The sequence below is a fragment of the Telluria sp. AC161 genome (assembly GCF_979258535.1).
In genome coordinates this window covers 4,148,194-4,170,002 of record NZ_OZ409861.1, presented here as the reverse complement: position 1 = coordinate 4,170,002, position 21,809 = coordinate 4,148,194, and the positions used below count along the sequence as shown (strand labels likewise).

The window sequence follows — 21,809 nt, the reverse complement described above, 5'->3', positions numbered from 1 at the left end:
AATACGCCAACGCGGTTTAGGTTTGGTCTTTTCGAGATCACTGTTTTTTCGTTCTTTAACAATCTGGAAGAAGTAAAGTTTTTAAGTATGTAGCGCAAATCGGAAACGAGATGTGATGCATGCTTGGGTAGTAGTATTTGTATCATTGCAACACAGCTGTACTCTTGTACCTGTGACGATCTCTGTTGTCAGCAGAGGCCAACGTTATAGGGACAAGCGAATAAGTGCACATGGTGGATGCCTTGGCGATTACAGGCGATGAAGGACGTAGTAGCTTGCGATAAGCTGCGGGGAGCTAGCAAACGAGCTTTGATCCGCAGATTTCCGAATGGGGAAACCCGGCCTTTATAGGTCATTGCATACTGAATACATAGGTATGCAAAGCGAACGCGGCGAACTGAAACATCTAAGTAGCTGCAGGAAAAGAAATCAACCGAGATTCCCAAAGTAGTGGCGAGCGAAATGGGATGAGCCTGTATGTAATAGTCGATCGGATAGTGGAAGCCTCTGGAAATAGGCGCCATAGAGGGTGATAGCCCCTTACACGAAATTCGAACGGTGGTACTAAGCATACGACAAGTAGGGCGGGACACGAGAAATCCTGTCTGAACATGGGGGGACCATCCTCCAAGGCTAAATACTCGTAATCGACCGATAGTGAACCAGTACCGTGAGGGAAAGGCGAAAAGAACCCCGGGAGGGGAGTGAAATAGATCCTGAAACCGTGTGCATACAAACAGTAGGAGCGGACTTGTTCCGTGACTGCGTACCTTTTGTATAATGGGTCAGCGACTTACATTCAGTGGCGAGGTTAACCGTATAGGGGAGCCGTAGAGAAATCGAGTCCGAATAGGGCGACAGTCGCTGGGTGTAGACCCGAAACCAAGTGATCTACCCATGGCCAGGATGAAGGTGCGGTAACACGCCCTGGAGGTCCGAACCCACTAATGTTGAAAAATTAGGGGATGAGCTGTGGGTAGGGGTGAAAGGCTAAACAAACTTGGAAATAGCTGGTTCTCTCCGAAAACTATTTAGGTAGTGCCTCAAGTATCACCATCGGGGGTAGAGCACTGTTATGGCTAGGGGGTCATTGCGACTTACCAAACCATTGCAAACTCCGAATACCGATGAGTGCGAGCTTGGGAGACAGACATCGGGTGCTAACGTCCGGTGTCAAGAGGGAAACAACCCAGACCGCCAGCTAAGGTCCCAAAGATTGGCTAAGTGGAAAACGAAGTGGGAAGGCTAAAACAGTCAGGATGTTGGCTTAGAAGCAGCCATCATTTAAAGAAAGCGTAATAGCTCACTGATCGAGTCGTCCTGCGCGGAAGATGTAACGGGGCTAAGCCAGTCACCGAAGCTGCGGATATGTTTTAGGACATATGGTAGGAGAGCGTTCTGTAAGCCTGCGAAGGTGTCTTGTAAAGGATGCTGGAGGTATCAGAAGTGCGAATGCTGACATGAGTAGCGATAATGGGGGTGAAAAGCCTCCACGCCGTAAGCCCAAGGTTTCCTGTTCAACGTTCATCGGAGCAGGGTGAGTCGGCCCCTAAGGCGAGGCAGAGATGCGTAGCTGATGGGAAGCAGGTTAATATTCCTGCACCGTCGTATGATGCGATGGGGGGACGGATCGCGGAAGGTTGTCTGGCTGTTGGAATAGCCAGTTTTTGACTCATAGAAGGTGCTTAGGCAAATCCGGGCACGTAATTCAAGGGGTTGAGACGAGGAACTTAGGTTCTGAAGCAATCGGAAGTGGTTCCAAGAAAAGCCTCTAAGCTTCAGTCATACGAGACCGTACCGCAAACCGACACAGGTGGGCGAGATGAGTATTCTAAGGCGCTTGAGAGAACTCGGGAGAAGGAACTCGGCAAATTGGTACCGTAACTTCGGGATAAGGTACGCCCTAGTAGTTTGATTGGTTTACTCCATGAGGATGAACGGGTTGCAATAAAATGGTGGCTGCGACTGTTTAATAAAAACACAGCACTCTGCAAACACGAAAGTGGACGTATAGGGTGTGACGCCTGCCCGGTGCTGGAAGATTAAATGATGGGGTGCAAGCTCTTGATTGAAGTCCCAGTAAACGGCGGCCGTAACTATAACGGTCCTAAGGTAGCGAAATTCCTTGTCGGGTAAGTTCCGACCTGCACGAATGGCGTAACGATGGCCACACTGTCTCCTCCCGAGACTCAGCGAAGTTGAAATGTTTGTGATGATGCAATCTACCCGCGGCTAGACGGAAAGACCCCATGAACCTTTACTGTAGCTTTGCATTGGACTTTGAATCAATCTGTGTAGGATAGGTGGGAGGCTTTGAAGCAGACACGCTAGTGTTTGTGGAGCCAACCTTGAAATACCACCCTGGTTCATTTGAGGTTCTAACCTTGGTCCGTTATCCGGATCGGGGACAGTGCATGGTAGGCAGTTTGACTGGGGCGGTCTCCTCCTAAAGTGTAACGGAGGAGTTCGAAGGTACGCTAATTACGGTCGGACATCGTGATGATAGTGCAATGGCATAAGCGTGCTTAACTGCGAGACCGACAAGTCGAGCAGGTACGAAAGTAGGACATAGTGATCCGGTGGTTCTGTATGGAAGGGCCATCGCTCAACGGATAAAAGGTACTCTGGGGATAACAGGCTGATTCCTCCCAAGAGTTCATATCGACGGGGGAGTTTGGCACCTCGATGTCGGCTCATCACATCCTGGGGCTGTAGCCGGTCCCAAGGGTATGGCTGTTCGCCATTTAAAGTGGTACGTGAGCTGGGTTTAAAACGTCGTGAGACAGTTTGGTCCCTATCTGCCGTGGGCGTTGGAAATTTGAAGGGGGCTGCTCCTAGTACGAGAGGACCGGAGTGGACGAACCTCTGGTGTACCGGTTGTCACGCCAGTGGCATTGCCGGGTAGCTAAGTTCGGAAGAGATAACCGCTGAAAGCATCTAAGCGGGAAACTTGCCTTGAGATGAGATTTCCCAGAGCCTTGAGCTCTTTAAAGGGTCGTTCGAGACCAGGACGTTGATAGGCTGGGTGTGGAAGTGCAGTAATGCATTAAGCTAACCAGTACTAATTGCCCGTACGGCTTGTCCCTATAACCTTGGTAGTCCAGGGTTGCAAGAGTTCAGCTGTTGTTGATACAAATACGACCCCCAATAAAAACTACTTCTTCCAGATTCAGAGTACCTACCTACGTAGGGTGGACGGGTTCCCCGTCCACGCGTTCAACAACGATACTCGTACAAGTTATGCCTGATGACCATAGCAAGTCGGTCCCACCCCTTCCCATCCCGAACAGGACCGTGAAACGACTTTGCGCCGATGATAGTGCTGCAACCAGTGTGAAAGTAGGTTATCGTCAGGCTAGTTATATAGAAAAGCCCCACTCAGTGATCTGAGTGGGGCTTTTCGCTTTGGGCGATCGACTTGATGCGATCGACCCATCGACCATCCAACCCATTCTTACAAGTTGTCATGCCTGTTTGGCGTGCTGCTCATCCTCAGGCTCGCTAGAGTTTGCCGCCTCTGTCATACGCCACTGATCACAGTGTGGCAGCAAAACCCCACGTACCAACCCTATGATTTGATCGGGCGCAACGGTCAAACAGGTTCATTTCTGCGCATGCTTCTGGCTCTTACTATTTCTTTGACGCCAAGGGGGCTGCCGCATGATGCGTGGGTCCGGACTGGCGGAACCAAGTACTTCACATGAAGGGCCGCCATGCGTGAGATCACCACATGGGTGTTGATAATAGCGGCTTATCCCTTCATTGCAGCCTGGCTTGTGGGGCTGCGACGCGGCTACCAAATCAACGAATTGGAAGAGCAGCTGGTTTTGCTCCGCGAGAAGGTCCAACAGCTATCTCCGGCACCTCTGGAAACACCGGCGCCTCGTCCTGCCGACACGGCCGTTTCCACAGTACTAAAGGATGATGTTGAGCAGGTGCCACCTGCCGTTTTGCCAGATAGCGCCCATGCACAAGTCCAGGGGGGGGACGGTACCAGTGCCAGTGCGAATGCCGATGACGCCCAGACAATCCATCGGTCGCCCCAAGCAAAACGAGGTACTCCCCGTCGTGGCCGAAGCCGTGGCAGCCCGATTCAACACGAAGCGATCACGCCACCGCCGGATCCTGATGCTTCAACCAAAGCGGTATCTCCGCCACCTCGCTGGCTGGTTGCAGTCAAAACCTGGTTGATGACCGGGAATCTGGTCGCCAAGCTCGGCCTGGTTATCCTGTTTATCGGCATTGCATTCCTGCTCAAGTATGTCGCGGCGACCATCACGATCCCGATTGAACTGCGGCTGGCTTCGCTGGTGTTGGCCGACATGGGTCTTCTTGGATGGGGCTGGCGCCTGCGTAGCAAACGCAGGGAGATTGGCTTGCCAGTGCAGGGAACCGCAATCGCCATCCTGATGCTGGTGATCTTCAGCGCATTCCAGCGCTACGCCTTGATACCTGCGGGATTCGCATTTGCCTTGCTGGTGTCGCTCACGGTATTCACGTGCCTTCTTGCCATTTTGCAGGAGGCACCGTCGCTCGCGGCATTTGGCATTACCGGCGGCTTCGCCTGCCCGCTGCTGTTGTCGACCGGACAGGGGAATCACATCGCCTTGTTCTCTTACTACGCGATGCTCAACGTTGGCGTGTTTGCGCTGGCGTTCAAGCGGTCGTGGCATCAGCTCAATCTGCTGGGCTTTGTCTTCACGTTCGGTGTCGCTGGGGCATGGGGCGGGTTGCAGTACACCCCGGACCATTACACGTCGGCGCAGGCATTTCTGATTCTTTTTTTCCTGTGCTACTCAGCTATCCCTTTCGCATTCGCGGGTCGCACGAGAACACGGTTGCAGGATTATGTCGATGTCACGCTGATCATGGGAACACCGCTGTTGACCTTCGGGTTTCAGGTCGGGCTGGTCAGGGACATGCCGTTCGGACTGGCATTTTCAGCACTGGGGCTGGGCGGATTTTATCTCGTGGCCGGAACGATTCTCTGGCGTGCCGGCAAGGAGCGCTGGCGGACGCTGGTCCGGACCTTTGCCATCCTTGGCACCATTTTCGGCACGCTGACGATCCCGTTTGCCCTGGATGCGCGCTGGACCTCGGCCGCGTGGGCGCTGCAAGGATTCGGCTTCGTGTGGTTCGGATTGCGCCACCAGCGGCGTCCCATCTGGGTCTGTGGACTGTTGCTGCAGGCCGGCGCCTGGATCAGCTTCATGACCGCGCTGTCTCACATCGACATGGCTGCAGCCTTGACGGCGAACTTGTGGCTGAGTTTCTTGCTGCTCGCTGCCGGCGCATTTGCGGTGGCTCTGGCATTCCGCCAGAGCGACAACAACAGCGACAAGCAGGATCTGTCTGCACTGGCCACCAATACGCTGGCCAACACGGCGTTGATGTTCGCGGCGCTGTGGCTGCTGGCCGGATGGGTGACGGAAGCGACCCTGCGCTTCTCGGGCGCCATCCTGGCAGACTGGATCGTGGTCGGGTCGATCCTCACGGCGCTGCTGCTGTATGCCCTCAGCCTGCGGATGGTCTGGACAACCGCGCGCCAACTGGTTCTGGCTACCCAGATCGCAGGCGCCATCGGCCTGGCCGTCGCTGCGAGGCCTGGGTTGTCATGGCTTAGCATGGTCGAGCCAAATGACGAGATGCCCTTGCTCGGCCTGGTGATCCTGGCCGTGGCGGCGTTCGCCACCAGTCGCTCGCTGAAGCTAGCCGCGTCCAGGCGAAACGGCAGCTACCTGTCAGCGTTACTGCTGCTGTGGAGTGGCATCTGGTGGGTCTGCACTCTGAATGTCGCAGCCGGTCGGTTCGTCGACTATCTGCCCGCCACCCTGGGCAGCGTGGATTCCCGCTGGCTCGCACTGTATGTGCTTGGCATCGCGGCCACGTCGATCGCGTCGGTACACTGCGCATCGCGCTTTTCCTGGCCGCAGTTACGCTGGTTTGCCCTTGTCTGCTGGGCCGCGCTGGGCATCATCACGCTGCGTTCGCTTGCACTGCTGTACGGCACGCATGCGCTTCCGGACGCCGCGCTCTGGATCGCATGGGCAGTTGCATGGCTGGGCAGCGAACAGGCGATGCTACGCTGGCATACCAGCGGGTTGCTCCTGAACCGCACCGTCTTGCAGCTGCTGCACACCGTGCGCATGGGTGGGCCGTGGCTCGCATTGTGGCCAACCGGCGCGATCCTGATCGACGGATGGTTAGCCACGCCAACCGACAGCACATTGATCTTGCAAGGCGGCTGGGTCACGGACGCGGCATGGAGCAATTACCTGCCGACATGGGTAATGATGCTGTTTCTTGTCAACTTACTGCTTCGGAGTATGAAAGGGCGCTGGCCCACCGCGCAGATCGCGGACTGGTATCGGTCGATTGCCATTCCAGTGGGTAGCCTTCTGCTGATGTTGCCGACCGCTCTGTGGAACCTGCGGCACGATGGTGCGATGGCCCCGTTGCCCTATATTCCACTGCTCAACCCGCTCGATCTGACCACAGGGTTTGTGCTGATGCTATGGGTAAGCACGTTGCGGCAACTCGCTGCCAGGTCTGCACTGGATCAGCCCGCTCTATCCACGCTGCTGCGTGGCACCATGGTGGCAGCGTGGCTCTGGTTCAATCTCATTCTGCTACGTAGTGCGGCGCATTACCTTGGCATTGATTACCGGCTTGCCGATCTCATGGCTTCGCAAACGGTGCAGGCATTGCTCTCTCTGGCTTGGGGTGCAAGTGCTTTCACGCTCATGCGCATTGCGGCACGCACTGCTCGACGACGGGTCTGGTGGATCGGCGCGCTGTTGTACGGCATTGTGGTGGCCAAGCTGTTCCTGGTTGACCTGGCCAATGGCGGAAGTATCGCGCGCGTTGTGTCGTTCGTTGGTGTTGGCCTGTTGCTGCTACTGGTGGGCTATCTTGCACCGTATCCGAAAGCACCGCAGGCCGCGTCAATGGCTGCGTCAGCTTGACTTACAGGAGAACGACCCATGCCGATTTCTCTCTGCAGGTACTGCTGCGTCATCATGGCATTCGCGCTGACGGGCGCCGCCGTCACTGAAAGTCCAGCGGCCCCAACCGACAGGCTGACCGATGATTCTCATCGTCTCCCTTTGCGCACCATGAGCAGCCAAGCCATCGTGCGACTGCCGCTGCCGCGTGCGGTCTATCTCAACGCGCGCTCGTCCGCCTTGCACGATCTGCGCGTGTTCGATGCCGTTGGTGCGTCGATGCCTTTGCGCTGATCGATCAGGCGCCACCAGCAGTAGAAAAAAAGGCGACTGCACCGGTCGCTATTTTCCCACTGTATGGTACCGCCCGTGACACAGGGTCGATGCCTGAAAGCTTGCAGATCCGAACCCGGAGTGACGGTGCTGTCATCTCGGTGACGACGCCATCGCGCGTAGCGAGCGACGAGCTCCAAAGCCTGATCCTCGACCTTCAGCCGGCAGCACTGGCTGCGAAGGTCAGCGCTGCCGCACCAGTGGGCGCGCTGGCGTTATCGCTGCCCCCGGGAATCGACAACTACAACGCGCACGTTGCGGTCGATGTAAGTAACGACCTGCAAGACTGGGACGTGCTGGCAGAGGCGGCGGTCAGTTGGCTGGTCAACGATCGAGGCGCAAGCGTCGGCAAGCACCGCATCGAATTTTCGCCGCGGCCATTTCGCTACGCCCGTATTCGTTGGCTCGAGGGCAAGCCGCTCGCCTTTGCTGACATCAACGCCGACTATGTCGTGCAGCAGTACGCCGCCATGCAAATGGAGACCATTGTTTTGCCGGGCCTGCCAGCTGCCGAAGGACGCGATGTGATGTATGCAGCGCCTGTCGCCATTCCCGCGATCGCTGTTGGGTTCGTGTTTGAAGGGCAGAACGTCGTCATGCCGGTGATAGTGGGCCAGTACCAAACCACGCCTAACCGCAAACCGGGTGACCGGGTTGTGACGCGCTTGCAGCCAATCGTGAATACAACCTTTTATCAATTGTCACAGAAGGGACAGCAGCGCGTTTCAGGCGACGTCGAGATCGCACCCACCAATGCGTCCATTTGGGTGGCCCGACCACTGACGGCCATCCTGGAGCGTCCTGCCTTGCGCTTGCGTTGGGCACCTGCAACCATTGTGTTTGTGGCTGCTGGCAAGGCGCCATACCAACTGGCATTTGGCCGCGCCAGTGCTACGGCTGCCAGCGTGCCGCTCTCCCAGGTTGCGCCGGGCTTTACGTCGCGTGAACTGGCTGAGCTGGAATCTGCGACACCGGGGGCACTCGTACAACAGCAATCGCCAGCCGCGATCGTGGAGGCTGACCGGACTGCTGGCACCCGTCGCTACTGGTTGTGGGGCGTGTTGGTGTGCGGCCTTGCGGCACTTGCCGCCATGGCCTGGCATCTGTTCCGTCAGATGAAGGTAGATACTTCCAGCCCGCCTTCATCTGACATTGCTCCCGACAGCGGGCTGCATGCCTCTGAGTAAATGAAGAAAAGAAGCGACCAAACGACTCAACGCACAGATGGGTGGTAAGACACTGCTGTGGAGGATCGATCTGTTCCGACCGAGCTGGCGCAGGCACTTGCGCACGGACAGCCTGGTCATGGTGTTAAGCGTTGCTGTGACCCTCATGCTGGATGGGATGGTCAAGCTGCTCCATCTGTTATTGCCGAGCCTGTGCAGCCTTCGCCACGAGTGACTCAGGCAGCGCCGTGCTGGCCGGCGACGCGCAATTCGAGCCGGTCCCAGAAGCGGTCGTGAATTGGCAGCAGAAGTACATTGCATACCGGTTCAAGGATGGCCGCGATACCGCCGGACGCGAGCGAGCCCGTCGCGCAGTAAATGACGGTGAACCCCACGACCATATGCATGGCGGTCTGGCTGACTTTTTCGGCAGCGCGTCGGGCATAGCGTTCGCGCTCGGAGCGTGCCCGGGCTCGGATGGCCTCCCAGGCTTTCTCGTGGAAAGGGAGGAGCAGCACATTGATCACGGGCTCAATGATGATTGCGAGGCCGCTGAACATGACCGAACCAGTCAGCGCGTACGCAATGGCGAAAGCAATGGCCATGTGGGTGATGACTTGACTGGTTTTCTTGGCAGCAACGACCATCTTGACTCCTGAGATTGCACGTGTTGATACGGTAGAGGCAAATGATAGTCATTCTCGATTAGCACACAAAGGCATATATATCTACCATTGCGATAGCGTCTTCCTATTGAGGGTCTAATTGCGATAGACCGCAGTATTTCATAAGCCCCTTGCCGAACATGTCACAAGTTTGTTATAGTCTCGTTCTGCCCGACGCAGACACTGCTTAAAAGCAGCGACAGCGAAGGAAAGAAGGGGTTGACGAAAAATGAGAAACACTTCATAATCTCGCCTCTCTGCTGCTAACGAACACAACGCTTCGTAGCAAACAGCAGAAGCAGCACCGAATAAAGTTCTTTAAAAATTAACAGTCGATAAGTGTGGGCGTTTGATGAAGGTGCCAAGAACTTCGGTTCTTGATTACTTAAATTATCAAATGTTCACAAAAAAGAAATACGTTGCTCAGCAATGAGTAACGGTCAGTATTTTGAGTGAGCGACCCCTGCCGTAAGGTAGGGTGGCAGAAATGCCAACAAACAGAGATTGAACTGAAGAGTTTGATCCTGGCTCAGATTGAACGCTGGCGGCATGCTTTACACATGCAAGTCGAACGGCAGCGCGGGGCAACCTGGCGGCGAGTGGCGAACGGGTGAGTAATATATCGGAACGTACCCAAGAGTGGGGGATAACGTAGCGAAAGTTACGCTAATACCGCATACGATCTAAGGATGAAAGCAGGGGATCTTCGGACCTTGTGCTCCTGGAGCGGCCGATATCTGATTAGCTAGTTGGTGAGGTAAAGGCTCACCAAGGCCACGATCAGTAGCTGGTCTGAGAGGACGACCAGCCACACTGGAACTGAGACACGGTCCAGACTCCTACGGGAGGCAGCAGTGGGGAATTTTGGACAATGGGCGAAAGCCTGATCCAGCAATGCCGCGTGAGTGAAGAAGGCCTTCGGGTTGTAAAGCTCTTTTGTCAGGGAAGAAACGGTGGGGGCTAATATCCCTCGCTAATGACGGTACCTGAAGAATAAGCACCGGCTAACTACGTGCCAGCAGCCGCGGTAATACGTAGGGTGCAAGCGTTAATCGGAATTACTGGGCGTAAAGCGTGCGCAGGCGGTTTTGTAAGTCTGACGTGAAATCCCCGGGCTCAACCTGGGAATTGCGTTGGAGACTGCAAGGCTAGAATCTGGCAGAGGGGGGTAGAATTCCACGTGTAGCAGTGAAATGCGTAGAGATGTGGAGGAACACCGATGGCGAAGGCAGCCCCCTGGGTCAAGATTGACGCTCATGCACGAAAGCGTGGGGAGCAAACAGGATTAGATACCCTGGTAGTCCACGCCCTAAACGATGTCTACTAGTTGTCGGGTTTTAATTAACTTGGTAACGCAGCTAACGCGTGAAGTAGACCGCCTGGGGAGTACGGTCGCAAGATTAAAACTCAAAGGAATTGACGGGGACCCGCACAAGCGGTGGATGATGTGGATTAATTCGATGCAACGCGAAAAACCTTACCTACCCTTGACATGTACGGAAGGCCGAAGAGATTTGGCTGTGCTCGAAAGAGAACCGTAACACAGGTGCTGCATGGCTGTCGTCAGCTCGTGTCGTGAGATGTTGGGTTAAGTCCCGCAACGAGCGCAACCCTTGTCATTAGTTGCTACATTTAGTTGAGCACTCTAATGAGACTGCCGGTGACAAACCGGAGGAAGGTGGGGATGACGTCAAGTCCTCATGGCCCTTATGGGTAGGGCTTCACACGTCATACAATGGTACATACAGAGGGCCGCCAACCCGCGAGGGGGAGCTAATCCCAGAAAGTGTATCGTAGTCCGGATCGCAGTCTGCAACTCGACTGCGTGAAGTTGGAATCGCTAGTAATCGCGGATCAGCATGTCGCGGTGAATACGTTCCCGGGTCTTGTACACACCGCCCGTCACACCATGGGAGCGGGTTTTACCAGAAGTAGGTAGCTTAACCGCAAGGAGGGCGCTTACCACGGTAGGATTCGTGACTGGGGTGAAGTCGTAACAAGGTAGCCGTATCGGAAGGTGCGGCTGGATCACCTCCTTTCTAGAGTAGCACCGGAGACGAAAGTCTCATCATCAAGCGTCCACGCTTATCGACTGTTGAACAAGTAAAGAACAGTTTTATCGGGGCTGTAGCTCAGCTGGTTAGAGCACCGTGTTGATAACGCGGGGGTCGTTGGTTCGAGTCCAACCAGCCCTACCAATCAGCACTAGCATCACCTAATGGGGGATTAGCTCAGCTGGGAGAGCACCTGCTTTGCAAGCAGGGGGTCGTCGGTTCGATCCCGTCATCCTCCACCATCAAATGGTAAAAGTTCAAACGTAAGCATAGATGCTTAGGTTTGGTCTTTTCGAGATCACTGTTTTTTCGTTCTTTAACAATCTGGAAGAAGTAAAGTTTTTAAGCACATGCGACAGCATGTGCTTGGGTAGTAGTATTTGTATCATTGCAACACAGCTGTACTCTTGTACCTGTGACGATCTCTGTTGTCAGCAGAGGCCAACGTTATAGGGACAAGCGAATAAGTGCACATGGTGGATGCCTTGGCGATTACAGGCGATGAAGGACGTAGTAGCTTGCGATAAGCTGCGGGGAGCTAGCAAACGAGCTTTGATCCGCAGATTTCCGAATGGGGAAACCCGGCCTTTATAGGTCATTGCATACTGAATACATAGGTATGCAAAGCGAACGCGGCGAACTGAAACATCTAAGTAGCTGCAGGAAAAGAAATCAACCGAGATTCCCAAAGTAGTGGCGAGCGAAATGGGATGAGCCTGTATGTAATAGTCGATCGGATAGTGGAAGCTTCTGGAAATAAGCGCCATAGAGGGTGATAGCCCCTTACACGAAATCTGAACGGTGGTACTAAGCATACGACAAGTAGGGCGGGACACGAGAAATCCTGTCTGAACATGGGGGGACCATCCTCCAAGGCTAAATACTCGTAATCGACCGATAGTGAACCAGTACCGTGAGGGAAAGGCGAAAAGAACCCCGGGAGGGGAGTGAAATAGATCCTGAAACCGTGTGCATACAAACAGTAGGAGCGGACTTGTTCCGTGACTGCGTACCTTTTGTATAATGGGTCAGCGACTTACATTCAGTGGCAAGGTTAACCGTATAGGGGAGCCGTAGAGAAATCGAGTCCGAATAGGGCGACAGTCGCTGGGTGTAGACCCGAAACCAAGTGATCTACCCATGGCCAGGATGAAGGTGCGGTAACACGCCCTGGAGGTCCGAACCCACTAATGTTGAAAAATTAGGGGATGAGCTGTGGGTAGGGGTGAAAGGCTAAACAAACTTGGAAATAGCTGGTTCTCTCCGAAAACTATTTAGGTAGTGCCTCAAGTATCACCATCGGGGGTAGAGCACTGTTATGGCTAGGGGGTCATTGCGACTTACCAAACCATTGCAAACTCCGAATACCGATGAGTGCGAGCTTGGGAGACAGACATCGGGTGCTAACGTCCGGTGTCAAGAGGGAAACAACCCAGACCGCCAGCTAAGGTCCCAAAGATTGGCTAAGTGGAAAACGAAGTGGGAAGGCTAAAACAGTCAGGATGTTGGCTTAGAAGCAGCCATCATTTAAAGAAAGCGTAATAGCTCACTGATCGAGTCGTCCTGCGCGGAAGATGTAACGGGGCTAAGCCAGTCACCGAAGCTGCGGATATTTTTCTCGTAATTTATTACTTGATCAATATGGTAGGAGAGCGTTCTGTAAGCCTGCGAAGGTGTCTTGTAAAGGATGCTGGAGGTATCAGAAGTGCGAATGCTGACATGAGTAGCGATAATGGGGGTGAAAAGCCTCCACGCCGTAAGCCCAAGGTTTCCTGTTCAACGTTCATCGGAGCAGGGTGAGTCGGCCCCTAAGGCGAGGCAGAGATGCGTAGCTGATGGGAAGCAGGTTAATATTCCTGCACCGTCGTATGATGCGATGGGGGGACGGATCGCGGAAGGTTGTCTGGCTGTTGGAATAGCCAGTTTTTGACTCATAGAAGGTACTTAGGCAAATCCGGGTACGTAATTCAAGGGGTCGAGACGAGGAACTTAGGTTCTGAAGCAATCGGAAGTGGTTCCAAGAAAAGCCTCTAAGCTTCAGTCATACGAGACCGTACCGCAAACCGACACAGGTGGGCGAGATGAGTATTCTAAGGCGCTTGAGAGAACTCGGGAGAAGGAACTCGGCAAATTGGTACCGTAACTTCGGGATAAGGTACGCCCTAGTAGTTTGATTGGTTTACTCCATGAGGATGAACGGGTTGCAATAAAATGGTGGCTGCGACTGTTTAATAAAAACACAGCACTCTGCAAACACGAAAGTGGACGTATAGGGTGTGACGCCTGCCCGGTGCTGGAAGATTAAATGATGGGGTGCAAGCTCTTGATTGAAGTCCCAGTAAACGGCGGCCGTAACTATAACGGTCCTAAGGTAGCGAAATTCCTTGTCGGGTAAGTTCCGACCTGCACGAATGGCGTAACGATGGCCACACTGTCTCCTCCCGAGACTCAGCGAAGTTGAAATGTTTGTGATGATGCAATCTACCCGCGGCTAGACGGAAAGACCCCATGAACCTTTACTGTAGCTTTGCATTGGACTTTGAATCAATCTGTGTAGGATAGGTGGGAGGCTTTGAAGCAGACACGCTAGTGTTTGTGGAGCCAACCTTGAAATACCACCCTGGTTCATTTGAGGTTCTAACCTTGGTCCGTTATCCGGATCGGGGACAGTGCATGGTAGGCAGTTTGACTGGGGCGGTCTCCTCCTAAAGTGTAACGGAGGAGTTCGAAGGTACGCTAATTACGGTCGGACATCGTGATGATAGTGCAATGGCATAAGCGTGCTTAACTGCGAGACCGACAAGTCGAGCAGGTACGAAAGTAGGACATAGTGATCCGGTGGTTCTGTATGGAAGGGCCATCGCTCAACGGATAAAAGGTACTCTGGGGATAACAGGCTGATTCCTCCCAAGAGTTCATATCGACGGGGGAGTTTGGCACCTCGATGTCGGCTCATCACATCCTGGGGCTGTAGCCGGTCCCAAGGGTATGGCTGTTCGCCATTTAAAGTGGTACGTGAGCTGGGTTTAAAACGTCGTGAGACAGTTTGGTCCCTATCTGCCGTGGGCGTTGGAAATTTGAAGGGGGCTGCTCCTAGTACGAGAGGACCGGAGTGGACGAACCTCTGGTGTACCGGTTGTCACGCCAGTGGCATTGCCGGGTAGCTAAGTTCGGAAGAGATAACCGCTGAAAGCATCTAAGCGGGAAACTTGCCTTGAGATGAGATTTCCCAGAGCCTTGAGCTCTTTAAAGGGTCGTTCGAGACCAGGACGTTGATAGGCTGGGTGTGGAAGTGCAGTAATGCATTAAGCTAACCAGTACTAATTGCCCGTACGGCTTGTCCCTATAACCTTGGTAGTCCAGGGTTACAAGAGTTCAGCTGTTGTTGATACAAATACGACCCCAATAAAAACTACTTCTTCCAGATTCAGAGTGTCACCTGACGTAGGGTGGATGGCTATGCCGTCCACGCGTTCAAGCGACATTCGTACAAGTTATGCCTGATGACCATAGCAAGTCGGTCCCACCCCTTCCCATCCCGAACAGGACCGTGAAACGACTTTGCGCCGATGATAGTGCTGCAACCAGTGTGAAAGTAGGTTATCGTCAGGCTAGTTATATAGAAAAGCCCCACTCAGTGATCTGAGTGGGGCTTTTCGCTTTGGGCGTTCGATATGTTGCTGCTTTCCACGCAAGGCGGGACTTGGCCACTCTGTTGCCCAACATCAGCATCGACCAGCCGGCTCTACGCCAACATTCTCCATCGACCACCACTGGAGAATCACCATGTCAGATCCCATCGACCATGCCGCGTTGAACGCCAGACTCATGACGCCCATCGCCGCCATTGTAGACAAGCAACGCGCCACGCTCGCACCAATGCTGCACGGCGGCACAGGCCAGGCCGCGCAAGCTGCCCTGCGCGATGATGAATGCGTGCGAAGAATCGCCACATTCTGCTATCCATTGCTGCCGGGTCTGGTACGCCTGGCCGTCAAAGAGCCGACCTTCGTGAGTTTCATCCTGAACAACCGCGAAAAAGTCCTCGCCCCCCTCACAAGGCCGGCGTAACCTACTGCCCCGTCACCGTCACCGGTTCAACCGTCTTGGCCACGCCGCGGCTCTAGCTGATGCTGTCGCCATCGTCGCGGCGCAGGCGCCAGAACACCAGGGAAGAGAACAGCGTCAAAATCGCCAGCGCCATGAACCCGTGGTGTATCGCTTGCGTCACCTGGCCCCCATTGGTCTGGGACACGTCACCAAGGAACCAGGCAGTGACGATCGATCCTGCCGCCAGGCCAAAGCTCATCGACAATTGCTGCAGCGAGCTGGAGATCGTGCTCGCCATGCTCGAGTCCGCCGGTTCAATGTCGGCGTAGGCCAGCGTGTTCATGCTCGAAAACTGCAGCGAGTTAAAGAACCCCAGCATCAGGCTGATGCACACGATCATGATCAATGGCGAGCCGGCATCGACCAGCGTGAACATGGCGATGGTGAAACCAATCATGATCGTGTTGGCCAGCAGCACCTGCCGATAACCGAAGCGCGCCAGCAGGCGCGGCGCGAACAGCTTCATCCCCATCGCCGCCAATGCAGACGGCATCATCATGAGCCCCGACTGCCACGCCGGCATCCCCAGGCCCAGCTGGTACAGCAGCGGCAGCAGGAACGGCAGGCCACCGACGCCGAGACGGGTGACGAAGCCGCCCAGCACCGCGATGCGGAAAGTCCGCACCTTGAGCAGCGTCAGGCGCAGCAACGGAAACTTCGTGCGGCATGCATGCCAGGCGTAGGCGCCGAGAAAACCCAGTGCCAGCAAGAACAGCAGACCAGCCGTGATGCCGTCGAGCGTGTGCTCGCCAAACACTTCCAGCACCCAGGACAGCAAGGCCGTGCCGCTGCTGAACAGCAGCAGGCCGGCCACATCAAGCGGGCGCCGCTGCTCCGCACGGTAATCCGGCATATGCCGCCAGACAAAGTACAGCGCGATCAAGCCCACTGGAACATTGACGAAGAAGATCACACGCCAGGTGGTCCAGTGCACGATCAGCCCGCCGATTGTGGGGCCCAGCAATGGACCGATCAGCGCCGGGATGATCACGAAGTTCATCGCTCCCAGTAACTCGTTCTTGGGAAACGTACGCACGATCGACAGACGCCCGATCGGGATCATCATCGCGCCGCCCAACCCTTGCAGCAGGCGCGCGGCCGTCATCATGCGCGCATCGACCGACAAGCCGCACAACACGGACGCAAAGGTGAAAATTGAAATTGCGGTAAAAAACACGCGTCGGGTACCGAAGCGATCGGCCATCCAGCCACTGAGCGGAATACCGACAGCCAGGCCCAGGATATAGCTGGTGACGACGGATTTGAGACTGAGCGGTGTGACGCCAAGACTGGCGGCGATGCTGGGAATGGCGGTATTGACGATGGTCGCGTCCAGCTGTTCCATGAACAGCGCGATGGCGACGAGCCAGGGGAGATAGCGTTTGAGGGTGGGCGAAGGAGTCAATCGGGCCTCGACAGCAGCGCGCGGACTACGCCGCGAAAGGCCCGATTGTGTCACGAAATGCTATTTACCCGCGCCGTGCACCCGCGGCCGGGGCGGGTGTCACGCGGGTAATAAAACCCATCAGAAGCGGTAGGCTGCCTTTGCGACGAGCCAGTTCGCGCCGGCGTTCGGGCTCTTGATGCTGCCGTTCGAATAGTGCTGGTATTTCAGGCCGAAGTCCCACTTGGCGGTGGTATAGCCCACGCCGATATGGTCGCCAAACTGGAACGCGGTCGACAGTTCCTTGTCTTCATTCTTGTACAGCGTCGACAGCAGGTTCAGGCCGATACCAATTTCACCATACAGGCCCAGCTTGTTGTCGTTCTGGTAGCGGAACACCGGGGTAAAGCCCAGCACGCCGATGTTCTTGTTGCGACCACGAACGTTCTCGTACGAATTCAGGCGCCACAGGGCCAGGTTCGTTTCAAAGTAACCCGACAGATGGCGACCATTGCCGGCGAACCACTGCTTGTCCCAGTCCGACTGGATCGCGACGCGGCCCATGCGCTGCTGCGGGTTAGTACCGTATTCGAACGACACGGAATCGATATAACCGTTGCCCACGGTGGATTGGGCGAACGCGGCAGGCGCGCACAGCGCGGCGCTGGCCAGCGCCAGCATGCTGATTTTTTTGAGAGTGAACATGGTCTACCTGGAAAGGGTGGGGGATGACATTTTGGAATAATGCGGTATTGTACTAGCGAGAACAATAGCGTGCTGGCAGCCACGCAAGCGGGCGGCACAGGTATCATAGGCGCCCGCCGCAACAATATCGATCGATCACCATGGCCGAACCAACCATCACTCCGCTGTATCCGTTGACCGCGCCGATGCAGCGCCAACCCGAATCCGTCGTGCTGCCGCATGACCCTGTTGGCGAACACATTGCCACGCACCTGGGCGCGCCCGCGATGTTCTTCCACGAGACCGATGGCGGCGCCGTCCAGGTCGACATCCACGTGATCGCACCAACCGCCGACTTCCCTTACGTGCGTCTCGTGACCTCGGGAATGAGCAAGCGTCCGATGACGACGCCGGAAGGCGCGCCGCCGTTCGCCGAGCTGATCATGACCCTGCCGGCGAACTGGCAGCTCGACGAAGCGGCGATCAAGGAAGAACGCTGGTACTGGCCGGTGGCCCTGATGCGCCATCTGGCGCACTATCCGCATAACCAGGGCACCTGGATTGGCCTGGGCCATGCGCTGCCCAACGGCGCACCGCTCAAGCCCTACGTCGAGGGCGTGGGCTTTTGCGGCGCCATCCTGCTGCCGCCGGTGTCGACGCCGGAACCGTTTCACTCGGTGACGGTCGAAGGCAAGGACATTTACTTCCACTGCGTCGTGCCGCTGTTCAAGGAAGAACTGGATCTGGCGCGGCACCAGGGTTTTGCCGCCCTGATCGACAAGTTCAACGACAAGGACGTGACCGATGTCGTCGATCCGGCGCGCAAGAACACGGTCAAGAAAAAATTCCTCGGCCTGTTCTAGGCGCCGTCAGGCAGGGCCGGGCGCGACGCCCGGCCCTGCACGTTGTCAGGCAACCGGCAGACTCGTCTCCGCCAGGCGTACCCAATAGCTCGCGCCAATTGGCAGCAGGTTGTCGTTGAAGTCGTAACTGGCATTGTGCAACTGGCATGGCCCAAGACCGTGGCCACCCGTGCGATGGTCGCCGTCGCCATTGCCCAGGAAGACATAGCAGCCTGGCTTGGCCTGCAGCATGAAGGCGAAATCCTCGGCGCCCATGGTCGGCTCGACATTCACATTGACCGCGTCCGGGCCCACCACCGCGCGCATTGCCTCGATCGCAAACGCGGTCTGCTCGGTGTGGTTTACCAGCGGCGGATACTTGCGCTTGAAGCCAAAGTCGACCGTCGCGCCAAAGCCCGCAGCAATCCCGTCGGCCATTTCCTGCATGCGTCGCTCGATCAGGTCGAGCACCTCGGTCGTGAACGTACGCACCGTGCCCACCAGCTGCGCTTCATCCGGAATGATGTTGGTAGCACTGCCTGCGTGGATCTGGGTAATCGACAACACCGCCGTGAGCAGCGGGTTCTTTTCGCGCGAGATGATCGTTTGCCACGCCTGCGCGATCTGCACCGCCACCATGATCGGATCGATGCCGCGGTGCGGCTGCGCCGCGTGGGCGCCCTTGCCGCGTACGGTCACGCGAAACTCGTTACTCGACGCCATCATCGGCCCGTCGACCACGGCAAACGTGCCTTCGGCGATGCCTGGCCAGTTGTGCATGCCGTACACGGCGTCCATCGGGAAGCGTTCGAACAGGCCATCCTCGATCATGCGCTGCCCGCCGCCGCCGCCTTCTTCGGCCGGCTGGAAAATCAGGTACACGGTGCCGTCGAAATTACGGTGCTGCGCCAGATAGTGCGCGGCGCCGAGCAGCATCGCCGTGTGGCCGTCGTGACCACAGGCGTGCATCTTGCCCGCATTGGTCGACGCGTGGGCGAAGCCATTGATTTCCTGCATGGGCAGCGCGTCCATGTCGGCGCGCAGGCCGATCGCGCGCTCGGACGTGCCGTTCTTGATGATGCCGACGACGCCCGTCACGCCAAGGCCACGCACGACGGGAATGCCCCACGCTTCGAGCCGGTCGGCCACGATCTGCGCGGTACGGTGTTCTTCGTAGCCCAATTCGGGATGCGCGTGCAGGTCGCGCCGGATTGCCTGGATTTCGGCGAGTGACGCCAGGATAGGTTCAACCAGTTTCATGATGTTCTCCGCGATGGGGACCTCGGTGACGCTGCCGCGCGCTGCAGCGCGTCAGGCGCTGCACGTAGGGGTTTGCTGGAGGCCCCTCGGTTGTCTTGCCACCCTTGCATGGCATGGTTTTAACTATTGTAGCGTGCCTTAAACAGACTTGTCAGGGGAGGTCACGAACCCCGTCCGAATCGTATAAAGTATTGGTTTAGCGCAGTTTTTTTCAGTGCAGCCTGCATTCAAGCCCAAATAACAATATGACCACCACCACCGTCCGTGCGACCTGTCCCCACGATTGCCCCGATACCTGCGCGCTGCTGATCAAAGTCGAGAACGGCGTCGCCACAGAGGTCAAGGGCGACCCGGACCATCCCACCACCGCCGGCGTGCTGTGCACCAAGGTCTCGCGCTACATCGAGCGCACCTACCACCCGGACCGCGTGCTGTATCCGATGCGGCGCGTCGGCCGCAAGGGCGAAGGCAAGTTCGAGCGCATCACATGGGACGCCGCACTGGACGAGATCGCCACGCGCCTGACCGGCATCGCCGCGCGCGACCCCGAGGCGATCCTGCCGTACAGCTATTGCGGCACGATGGGCCTGGTGCAGGGCGAATCGATGTCGCTGCGCTTTTTCAATCAACTGGGCGCGTCGCTGCTCGATCGCACCATCTGCGCCACGGCCGGCGCAACCGGCTACCGGTATTCCATCGGTAGTTCGATCGGCACCGACCTCGAACAGTTCCAGAACGCCAAATTGATCCTGATCTGGGGCGGTAACCCGATCGCGTCGAACCTGCATTTCTGGATGCGCGCGCAAGAAGCCAAGCGCAATGGCGCCACCTTGATTGCCATTGATCCGTATCGCTCGCTCACCGCCGAAAAATGCCATCAACATATTGCGCTGCTGCCCGGCACGGATGCCGCGCTGGCCCTGGGCATGATGCATGTGCTGATCCAGGAGGACCTGCTCGACCACGCCTACATCGACAAGCACACGCTGGGTTTCGAGCCCCTCAAGGCGCGCGCGCTCGAATGGCCGCCTGAACGCACGGCCGCCATCTGCGGCATCAGCGTCGATGAAGTGGTCAACCTGGCGCGCCTGTACGGCCAGACCGCAAAGAACGGCGAAGCGGCCGCGATCCGCGTCAACTATGGCATCCAGCGCGTGCGCGGCGGCGGCATGGCCGTGCGCAATATCGCCTGCCTGCCGGCCCTGGTGGGCGCCTGGCGCCTGCCCGCAGGCGGCATCCAGCTATCGAGCTCGGCCTCGTTCCCGACCAACCGCCCGGCGCTGCAGCGCCCGGATCTGCTGGCCGGCCGCACCCCGCGCACGATCAACATGACCACGATCGGCGACGACTTGCTGCGCGAGAGCGCGCCCGATTTCGGTCCGAAGATCGAGGCCGTCATCGTCTACAACGCGAACCCGCTGGCCATTGCGCCCGATTCGCGCAAGGTGCAGCAAGGCTTCGAGCGCGAAGACCTGTTCACCGTGGTGCTCGAGCACTTTCATACCGACAGCGCCGACTACGCCGACATCCTGCTGCCGGCCACCACGCAGCTCGAACACGTCGATGCGCACCTGGCCTACGGCCACCTGTACATGATGGCCAATAACGCCGCTGTCGAGCCGGTGGGCGAATCCAAGCCGAATACCGAGTTCTTCCGCCTGCTGGCCGCGCGCATGGGCTTTACCGATCCGTGCTTCCGCGAGAGCGATGATGCTATCGCAGCGCAAGCCTTCAACAGCAAGGATACGCGGGCGGTGCACTTCGATTGGGAGTCGCTCAAGCGCACCGGCTGGAGCAAGCTCAACATGCCGGACGCGCCGTTTGCCGACGGCGGCTTCACGACGCCATCGGGCAAGTGCGAGTTCTTTTCCGAGAGCATGCTAGCCGACGGCCTCGATCCGGTGCCCACGTACATCCCGCCGTACGAGTCGGTCGCATCGAACCCCGAGCTGGCAAAAACCTATCCGCTGGCCATGATTTCTCCGCCGGCACGGAACTTCCTCAACTCAACGTTTGTCAATGTACAGAGCCTGCGCGCAACTGAGGGCGAACCGCACCTCGACATCCACCCGCTTGACGCCGCCGCACGCGGCATCGCGCACGGTGACATGGCGCGCATTTATAACGACCGCGGTTCGTTCCTCGCCCGTGCACGCGTGACCGACAAGGCGCGCGCTGGATTGGTGGTGGGCTTGTCGATCTGGTGGAAAAAACTGGCCACCGACGGCAAGAACGCCAACGAAGTCACCAGCCAGCGTTTGACCGACATGGGCCGGGCGCCCACTTTCTACGACACCCTGGTGCAGGTTGAAAAAGCCGCGCCCCCGACACGAGATGACGCCCTCTAGATTCTCACTGGCCTTCCGG

Annotated in this window: 8 protein-coding genes, 2 tRNA genes, 5 rRNA genes and 1 pseudogene; 12 read left to right on the top strand and 4 right to left on the bottom strand. The window is 56.8% G+C overall.

The features are described from left to right. Positions 1 to 210 precede the first annotated feature (210 nt). The 4 genes and pseudogenes from ACZ0AJ_RS18560 to ACZ0AJ_RS18545 all read left to right on the top strand — a co-directional run bounded on the left by ACZ0AJ_RS18560 (position 211) and on the right by ACZ0AJ_RS18545 (position 8,464). Positions 211 to 3,086: ribosomal RNA gene (locus ACZ0AJ_RS18560) — 23S ribosomal RNA — on the top strand. A 157-nt stretch (positions 3,087 to 3,243) separates the two neighbouring features. Then, positions 3,244 to 3,356: ribosomal RNA gene (gene rrf / locus ACZ0AJ_RS18555) — 5S ribosomal RNA — on the top strand. 357 nt (positions 3,357 to 3,713) lie between these two features. Then, the gene (locus ACZ0AJ_RS18550; protein ID WP_499455917.1) at positions 3,714 to 6,965 is read left to right on the top strand and encodes a DUF2339 domain-containing protein; all 3,252 of its coding nucleotides are present in this window, start codon (positions 3,714 to 3,716) and stop codon (positions 6,963 to 6,965) included. Between the two features lie 18 nt (positions 6,966 to 6,983). After that, positions 6,984 to 8,464, top strand: a pseudogene (locus ACZ0AJ_RS18545) (DUF3999 family protein). 215 nt (positions 8,465 to 8,679) lie between these two features. Here ACZ0AJ_RS18545 and ACZ0AJ_RS18540 read toward each other — a convergent pair. Then, on the bottom strand, positions 8,680 to 9,090 hold the full coding sequence (locus ACZ0AJ_RS18540; RefSeq protein WP_258838229.1) for a DUF2061 domain-containing protein: 411 nt from the start codon (positions 9,088 to 9,090) through the stop codon (positions 8,680 to 8,682). Between the two features lie 524 nt (positions 9,091 to 9,614). Between ACZ0AJ_RS18540 and ACZ0AJ_RS18535 the strand changes: the two genes are divergently transcribed. The 6 genes from ACZ0AJ_RS18535 to ACZ0AJ_RS18510 all read left to right on the top strand — a co-directional run bounded on the left by ACZ0AJ_RS18535 (position 9,615) and on the right by ACZ0AJ_RS18510 (position 15,233). Then, positions 9,615 to 11,147: ribosomal RNA gene (locus tag ACZ0AJ_RS18535) — 16S ribosomal RNA — on the top strand. An 82-nt stretch (positions 11,148 to 11,229) separates the two neighbouring features. Continuing rightward, positions 11,230 to 11,306, top strand: a tRNA-Ile gene (locus ACZ0AJ_RS18530). A gap of 22 nt (positions 11,307 to 11,328) precedes the next feature. Continuing rightward, positions 11,329 to 11,404, top strand: a tRNA-Ala gene (locus ACZ0AJ_RS18525). A gap of 211 nt (positions 11,405 to 11,615) precedes the next feature. After that, a 23S ribosomal RNA gene (locus tag ACZ0AJ_RS18520) occupies positions 11,616 to 14,507 on the top strand. A gap of 154 nt (positions 14,508 to 14,661) precedes the next feature. Next, positions 14,662 to 14,774, top strand: a 5S ribosomal RNA gene (gene rrf, locus ACZ0AJ_RS18515). The 16S, 23S and 5S rRNA genes sit together here with 2 tRNA genes alongside, the layout of an rRNA operon. 174 nt (positions 14,775 to 14,948) lie before the next feature. Then, positions 14,949 to 15,233 carry a hypothetical protein gene (locus ACZ0AJ_RS18510; protein ID WP_499455916.1) on the top strand — a complete coding sequence of 95 codons (285 nt, stop codon included), beginning with the start codon at positions 14,949 to 14,951 and terminating at the stop codon, positions 15,231 to 15,233. 52 nt (positions 15,234 to 15,285) lie between these two features. Here ACZ0AJ_RS18510 and ACZ0AJ_RS18505 read toward each other — a convergent pair whose 3' ends face one another. Both ACZ0AJ_RS18505 and ACZ0AJ_RS18500 read right to left on the bottom strand, forming a co-directional pair. Continuing rightward, positions 15,286 to 16,677: a DHA2 family efflux MFS transporter permease subunit gene (locus ACZ0AJ_RS18505; RefSeq protein WP_499455915.1), complete on the bottom strand. Its 1,392-nt coding sequence runs from the start codon at positions 16,675 to 16,677 to the stop codon at positions 15,286 to 15,288. A 120-nt stretch (positions 16,678 to 16,797) separates the two neighbouring features. Then, the gene (locus tag ACZ0AJ_RS18500) at positions 16,798 to 17,361 is read right to left on the bottom strand and encodes an acyloxyacyl hydrolase (RefSeq protein ID WP_332533527.1); all 564 of its coding nucleotides are present in this window, start codon (positions 17,359 to 17,361) and stop codon (positions 16,798 to 16,800) included. Positions 17,362 to 17,501: 140 nt separating this feature from the next. On the opposite strand from ACZ0AJ_RS18500, the gene ACZ0AJ_RS18495 reads away from it, so the two are divergent. Beyond that, positions 17,502 to 18,203, top strand: a complete 702-nt coding sequence (locus ACZ0AJ_RS18495; protein ID WP_499455914.1) for a suppressor of fused domain protein — start codon at positions 17,502 to 17,504, stop codon at positions 18,201 to 18,203. Positions 18,204 to 18,248: 45 nt separating this feature from the next. Here ACZ0AJ_RS18495 and ACZ0AJ_RS18490 read toward each other — a convergent pair whose 3' ends face one another. After that, positions 18,249 to 19,442 (bottom strand): M20 aminoacylase family protein, encoded by a 1,194-nt coding sequence (locus tag ACZ0AJ_RS18490; RefSeq protein WP_499455913.1) that lies wholly within the window; start codon positions 19,440 to 19,442, stop codon positions 18,249 to 18,251. A 245-nt stretch (positions 19,443 to 19,687) separates the two neighbouring features. On the opposite strand from ACZ0AJ_RS18490, the gene ACZ0AJ_RS18485 reads away from it, so the two are divergent. Then, positions 19,688 to 21,790 (top strand): molybdopterin-containing oxidoreductase family protein, encoded by a 2,103-nt coding sequence (locus ACZ0AJ_RS18485; protein WP_499455912.1) that lies wholly within the window; start codon positions 19,688 to 19,690, stop codon positions 21,788 to 21,790. The last annotated feature ends 19 nt before the right edge of the window (positions 21,791 to 21,809 follow it).

Coding starts and splice junctions, on each gene's coding strand:
- ACZ0AJ_RS18550 (WP_499455917.1), top strand. CDS start 3,714: ATGCGTGAGATCACCACATGGGTGTTGATAATAGCGGCTTATCCCTTC.
- ACZ0AJ_RS18540 (WP_258838229.1), bottom strand. CDS start 9,090: ATGGTCGTTGCTGCCAAGAAAACCAGTCAAGTCATCACCCACATGGCC.
- ACZ0AJ_RS18510 (WP_499455916.1), top strand. CDS start 14,949: ATGTCAGATCCCATCGACCATGCCGCGTTGAACGCCAGACTCATGACG.
- ACZ0AJ_RS18500 (WP_332533527.1), bottom strand. CDS start 17,361: ATGTTCACTCTCAAAAAAATCAGCATGCTGGCGCTGGCCAGCGCCGCG.
- ACZ0AJ_RS18495 (WP_499455914.1), top strand. CDS start 17,502: ATGGCCGAACCAACCATCACTCCGCTGTATCCGTTGACCGCGCCGATG.
- ACZ0AJ_RS18490 (WP_499455913.1), bottom strand. CDS start 19,442: ATGAAACTGGTTGAACCTATCCTGGCGTCACTCGCCGAAATCCAGGCA.
- ACZ0AJ_RS18485 (WP_499455912.1), top strand. CDS start 19,688: ATGACCACCACCACCGTCCGTGCGACCTGTCCCCACGATTGCCCCGAT.